This window comes from Streptomyces europaeiscabiei (genome assembly GCF_001550375.1).
In the GTDB taxonomy this organism is placed as follows: domain Bacteria; phylum Actinomycetota; class Actinomycetes; order Streptomycetales; family Streptomycetaceae; genus Streptomyces; species Streptomyces europaeiscabiei.
Genome location: NZ_LRTR01000191.1, coordinates 21,391 through 27,724, shown reverse-complemented (window position 1 = coordinate 27,724; position 6,334 = coordinate 21,391). Strand labels below are relative to the sequence as shown.

General features: G+C 71.7%; 5 protein-coding genes. All 5 read left to right on the top strand.

Annotation, left to right across the window (positions count from 1 at the left end; all coding sequences use genetic code 11):
- Positions 1-874 (top strand): N-acylneuraminate cytidylyltransferase (locus tag AWZ10_RS09365; RefSeq protein WP_244172448.1); only part of this gene is annotated, 874 nt, incomplete at its 5' end.
- A 15-nt stretch (positions 875-889) separates the two neighbouring features.
- Positions 890-1,828 (top strand): N-acetylneuraminate synthase family protein, encoded by a 939-nt coding sequence (locus AWZ10_RS09360; RefSeq protein WP_046707468.1) that lies wholly within the window; start codon positions 890-892, stop codon positions 1,826-1,828.
- Positions 1,829-1,883: 55 nt separating this feature from the next.
- Positions 1,884-2,990, top strand: coding sequence for a hypothetical protein (locus AWZ10_RS09355; RefSeq protein ID WP_046707469.1), 1,107 nt, complete (start codon positions 1,884-1,886; stop codon positions 2,988-2,990).
- Positions 2,991-3,188: 198 nt separating this feature from the next.
- The gene (locus AWZ10_RS09350; RefSeq protein WP_060890845.1) at positions 3,189-4,433 is read left to right on the top strand and encodes a low temperature requirement protein A; all 1,245 of its coding nucleotides are present in this window, start codon (positions 3,189-3,191) and stop codon (positions 4,431-4,433) included.
- Positions 4,434-4,946: 513 nt separating this feature from the next.
- Positions 4,947-6,200 carry an amidohydrolase gene (locus AWZ10_RS09345; RefSeq protein ID WP_060890844.1) on the top strand — a complete coding sequence of 418 codons (1,254 nt, stop codon included), beginning with the start codon at positions 4,947-4,949 and terminating at the stop codon, positions 6,198-6,200.
- The last annotated feature ends 134 nt before the right edge of the window (positions 6,201-6,334 follow it).

The window sequence follows — 6,334 nt, the reverse complement described above, 5'->3', positions numbered from 1 at the left end:
CGGCGAAGCCACCGCCGGACCCGGCGAAGCCACCGCCGGACCCGGCGAAGCCACCGCCGGGTCGGGCGCGGCCCCGGACGTCGCCCTGGCGGGCTACAGCCACGCCACCCCCGGTCCCACCGCCGGAGGCCACGGCGTCAACCACGACAAGTCGTTCCGCCCCCGCCGCCAGGACCGCCCGCAGGACCTGCTGGAGACCGGCGCCGCCTACGCCATGGACGCGGCCGGCCTGCGCAAGCACCAGCACCGTTTCTTCGGCCGTACGGAACTCGTCCGCACCGACCCCGCGCGGGTCCTGGAGATCGACGACCCGCACGACCTCGCGCGCGCCCAGGCCCTCGCGCCGCTCTTCGACGCGAACCGGCCCGGCGCCCTCCCCACCTACGACGACATCGACGCCGTAGTCCTCGACTTCGACGGCACCCAGACCGACGACAGGGTGCTGATCGACTCCGACGGACGGGAGTTCGTCTCCGTGCACCGCGGCGACGGACTCGGTATCGCGGCCCTCCGTAAGAGCGGCCTGACGATGCTGATCCTGTCCTCGGAGAAGAACCCGGTCGTCGCCGCCAGAGCCCGGAAGCTGCAGCTCCCGGTCCTCCACGGCATCGACCGGAAAGACCTCGCACTGAAGCAGTGGTGCGAGGAGCAGGGCATCGCGCCGGAGCGCGTGCTCTACGTCGGCAACGACGTCAACGACCTCCCGTGCTTCGCCCTCGTGGGCTGGCCCGTGGCGGTCGGCAGCGCCCACGACGTCGTGCGCGGCGCCGCACGCGCGGTCACCACCGTCCCTGGTGGTGAAGGCGCGATCCGGGAGATCGCCGGCTGGATCCTCGGTCCGTCTCTCGACTCTCTCGACCCCCTCGACAAGTAAGGAACCGGTCCCACCATGAGCACCAACTCCCGTCTGCGCACGTTCGGTTCGAAGACCGCCGGCCCCGGCCACCCCGTCTACGTCGTCGGCGAGATCGGCATCAACCACAACGGTGAGCTGGAGAACGCCTTCAAGCTGATCGACGCCGCCGCCGAGGCCGGCTGCGACGCCGTCAAGTTCCAGAAGCGCACCCCCGAGATCTGCACCCCCCGTGACCAGTGGGACATCGAGCGCGACACCCCCTGGGGCCGCATGACCTACATCGACTACCGCCACCGCGTGGAGTTCGGTGAGGACGAGTACCGCCAGATCGACGAGTACGCCAAGAGCAAGAACATCGACTGGTTCGCCTCCCCGTGGGACACCGAGGCCGTCGCCTTCCTGGAGAAGTTCGACGTCCCCGCCCACAAGGTGGCCTCAGCCTCCCTGACCGACGACGAGCTGCTGCGCGCCCTGCGCGACACCGGCCGTACGGTCATCCTCTCCACCGGCATGTCGACCCCGAAGCAGATCCGCCACGCGGTCGAGGTCCTCGGCAGCGACAACATCCTGATGTGCCACGCCACGTCGACCTACCCGGCGCAGGCCGAGGAGCTCAACCTCCGCGTCATCAACACCCTCCAGGCCGAGTACCCGAACGTCCCGATCGGCTACTCCGGCCACGAGACGGGCCTGCAGACCACGCTCGCCGCGGTCGCCCTCGGCGCCACCTTCGTCGAGCGCCACATCACCCTCGACCGCGCGATGTGGGGCTCCGACCAGGCCGCCTCCGTCGAGCCCGGCGGCCTCACCCGCCTCGTCCGCGACATCCGCACCATCGAGGCCTCCCTCGGCGACGGCGTCAAGAAGGTCTACGACTCCGAGCTGGGCCCCATGAAGAAGCTGCGCCGCGTCTCCGGCGTCGTCGCCGAGGCGGAGATCGCGGCGGCGGCGGGCGAGCCGGTCGCGGTCTGAATCTCCTGCGATCCCTGACCACGGGTATCCCTCACTACGGGACGGTCACACGTCGATGAGCCCCCGCGCCGGAACCGCCGGCCCCCACACTCTCGCCTTCGTCGAGAGCCCGGTACAGCTGCTGAACGTGCTGGAGTGGGCGCACGCCCACTCCCTCGGCACGCCCGAGGACCCCGGCGCGGGGCCCTTCCGCACAGGCGGTGCGGGACTCACTCTCGTGGTCCTTTCGCCCAACGACCCCATGACCCGGGGCCAGTTGCGCCGGATGGCGGAGCTGGCCCGGGACGAGGGCCACCTGGTGCGCTGGGAGGAGGCGCGCGGCGGCACCGTCGCCCCCTTCCGCACCGTCGGCGGCCTCGCCCCGCTGCTGCGCGCCGCGCGCCGCGTCGTCCTGGGCGATCCCTTCTCCCGCTACGTCCAGCTCCTGCTGACCATCACCCGGGCGACGGACGTGGTCGTCGTCGACGACGGCACCGCGACCATGGAGTTCGTCTCCCAGCTGGCCCGCGGCGAACGCCTCGTCCGCTGGCACCGCAAGGGTGGCCGCCCCGGCCCCCGCGACCTGATCTTCGCCCCGGTCTCCTCCAGGGCCCGCAAACGCCTCACCCCGACCGCCGGCAGACGCGTCGAGGTCTTCTCCTCCATGCCGATCGACGAGACCCCCGAGGGTGTCTCCGTCACCGCCAACGACTTCGCCTGGACCCGGGCCCGCTTCGGCCCGCCCCGCATCACCAAGAGCGCCGACCTCGTGGGTACGTCCCTGGTGGAGACCGGCGTCGTGGACGGCGGCCGCTACCTCGAAGCCGTCCGCTCCCTGGCGAAGACCCACGGTGCCACCCGCTACTTCGCCCACCGCCGCGAGAGCGCCGAGAAACTCCACACCCTCGCCGCGGAGACGGGCCTGGAGATCGTCCGCCCCGACCTCCCCCTCGAACTCATCGCCCGCCGGGGCCCCATCGGCCGTACGATCCTGAGCTTCCCCTCGACGGTGGTGCACACCCTGCCGCTCGCGCTCGCCGGAACGGACGTACGCGTGGCGGTCTGCGACATCGACCCGAGCTGGCTGACGGAGAACGCCTCCCCTCGCGCCCAGGGCTTCCTGTCCGGGGTCACGGGCACGGCACGGGACGTCCACCGGCTGTCGTCGGTGGCGCCGATCTGAGATCGATCCTCGCCGCCGCTCCCCGTGCTCGGCTTCGCGTGCTCGGCTTCGCGTGCTCGACTCCCCGTGCTCGGCTTCGCGTGCTCCGCACCGCGTGTTCGCTGTGGGAGCATCCGGAGCTGTCGCTTCCCCGGGCGGCCCGCGCCTATCGTGCCGCGTGGCTGGGGAAGGTGAAGTGCCGTCCCCGAAGGGGGAGTTGTGACGACGCACGGCGAACACACCCGGCTCACACCCACGGCGGACGACCACAGGGTCACACCCGCCGAACTCTTCTTCGACCTCGTCTTCGTCTACGCCATCACCCAGGTCACCGCCCTGATGGCCGCCGACCCCACCGCCCTGAGCCTGCTCGGCGGCATGGTCGTCCTCGCCCTCCTGTGGTGGTGCTGGTGCTGCTTCGCCTGGCTCGGCAACGTCGTACGCGCCGACTCGGGCGGCATGTTCGCGGTGCTGGTGTCCGTGATGGCGGTCGTCCTGGTCGTCTCCCTGACGGTCCCCGACGTGTACGTCGACGACACCCCGGGCGGCCTGTCCGCCCCCTGGCTGTTCGTGGCCTGCTACGGCGCGGTCCGCGCCCTGCACCTGGTGACGTACTGGCTCTCCGCCCCCGACGACCAGGCCCTGCACGCCACCCTCCGCCGCACGGCCCTCCTCTCGGTGCTCCCGCCCCTCACCCTGCTGCTGGTGGGTGCGGCCTTCGACGGCGTGACCCGGATCCTGATCTGGCTGGCCGCGGTGACCATCGACTACGCGGGCATCTTCGTCACCGGCAGATCGGGCTGGCGGGTGGCGTCCCCCGCCCACTTCTCCGAACGCCACGGCCTGATCGTCATCATCGCGCTGGGCGAGTCCATCGTCGCGATGGGCGTCGGGGTGACCGGCTACCCGGTGTCCGCCCCGGTCGTGGCCGCCGCGGCCCTCGGCCTCCTGGCCACCGCCGCCCTCTGGCGCCTGTACTTCCACGTCGTCAGCGAACCGGCCGAACACCGTCTGGCCCAGCTCACCGGCGACGACCGCACCGTCCTGGCCCGCGACACGTACACCTTCCTCCACCTGCCCCTGGTGGCCGGCGTCGTCATCACCGCCCTCGGCATGAAGAAGACCCTCCACCAGGTCGCCGACACGGGCCACTACGGCCTGGCCGAGCCCCTCCACTCCATGCCCGCCTGGGCCCTGGCCGGAGGCGCGGGCCTGTTCCTGCTCGGCGCCGCCGCGATCCTCCTCCGGACCACGGGCCACCGCGCTCCGGTGCTGATCGTCGGAGGCGTGGCGTGCGTGGCCGCGGGCCCACTGGTCGCCCTCGTCCCGGCCCTGGTGGCGCTCACGGCCCTGGCCGCCACGATCACCGCCCTGCTGTTCCTGCACGGGCGTACGTCGCGCGGGCGTACGTCGCGCGGGCGTACGTCGCGCGGGAGTGTGACCCGTAGGGCCGCCGCCGACTGAGAGACACCGGACGGCGCACCAGGTGCCGGTCGCCCGTCCGCCGACCCCGCGCCCCCCACCGCTCCCGTGATCCCTGTCACCACCGCCACCCCCACGCCACCCCACCCGCACCCCGTGGCCCCGACGCCCGGTTCACGCCCGCAACCGCAGGCCAACACGGCCCTGCCTCCCTGGTGAGCAGCCTCCCCGACCACCGAGTCGAACACGAGGCGTGACCGAGTCGTCGCGCGGCGATGATGCTTCCGGGACGGTAGGACGGCGCGGACGTGGTATCCGTGGAGTGTGGGAATCGGCCGGGCACCCCCGGACGTTTAGACGATGGGATTCGCGGGCAACCCCGGCGCTCCCTTCTCCGAGGTCAACCTGCCCGCGAAGAGGCGGACGGGTATACCCATCCCTGCCAATACGTATGCGTTGTGCGACCGGAAATCTTCCCCTCACGGGCTGATTTTTTGTTGATCGAGGGTGAGAAGGTCGCCCGATCGCCCTACCCTTCAGAGGGTGAACCAACTGATGTCCCGAGAGTCCGAGGCAGATCTGCCAGGGGAAGCCGAAACATCGCTCCCCGGCGCGTTGCCGGAAGCCCTGCGTGCCGAACTCGTCGCCTTCCGCCGCGACTTGCACATGCACCCGGAGCTCGGCAACCAGGAGTTCCGTACGACCGCCGCGATCAAGGCCCGCCTGGAGAAGGCAGGCCTCCACCCGCGCGTGCTCGACAGCGGAACCGGACTCATCTGTGACATCGGCGAGTGGAACGGCCCCGACAGTTCCGCGCTCGCCCTGCGCGCCGACATCGACGCCCTGCCCATCCCGGACACCAAGGTGGACTGCGACTACCGCTCCACCGTCCCCGACCGCGCGCACGCCTGCGGCCACGACGTGCACACCACCGTCGTCCTCGGCGCCGGTCTCGTCCTCGCAGAGCTCCACCGCCAGGGCCAGCTGCCCCGCCCCGTCCGGCTGATCTTCCAGCCCGCCGAGGAGGTCCTGCCCGGCGGCGCCGCCGACGTGATCAGGACCGGCGCGCTCGACGGCGTCGGCCGGATCATCGCCGTGCACTGCGACCCGAGGGTCGACGCGGGCTTCATCGGCCTCCGCCACGGCCCCATCACCTCGGCCTGCGACCGGCTGGAGCTCTCCCTGGACGGGCCGGGCGGCCACACCGCGCGCCCGCACCTCACCACCGACCTCGTCACCGCCGCCGCCCGGGTCGTCACCGACGTGCCCGCGCTGGTCGCCCGCCGCTTCGACGCCCGCGCCGGGCTCGTCGTGACCTGGGGCCGCATCGAGTCGGGCCACGCCCCGAACGTCATCCCGCAGCACGCCGAGCTCTCCGGGACGGTCCGCTGCCTGGACATCAACGCCTGGCGGCAGGCCCCCGACCTGATCCACGAGGCGGTCCAGGAGGTCGCGGTCATGCACCGCGCCAAGCCCGAGATCAACTACATCCGGGGCGTCCCGCCGGTCGTCAACGACCCCGTCGTCACCGAACTGCTGCACGATTCCATGGTCGCCCGCCGCGGCGTCAAGTCCGTCGAGGACACCGAGCAGAGCCTCGGCGGCGAGGACTTCTCCTGGTACCTGGAGCACGTTCCCGGCGCCATGGCCCGCCTGGGCGTCCGCCGTCCGGGCGACCTTACCGTCCGCGACCTCCACCAGGGCGACTTCGACGCCGACGAGCACGCCATCACGGTGGGCGTGGAACTCTTCACGGCGGCCGCCCTCCTGGACGCCCGCATGCGCGTCCTCGACACGGCCGGCCGGTAACCCACTCCGGTTGCGCCCCGTCCGGCCTCGCGGCAGCCTGGTGCGCGTGTCCGTACGATCACCGTACGGAGCGCGCACCTTCACGCTGAAGTCACCCCATGTACACGGAACGCGAGGGACGTGAGAGGCGGTGT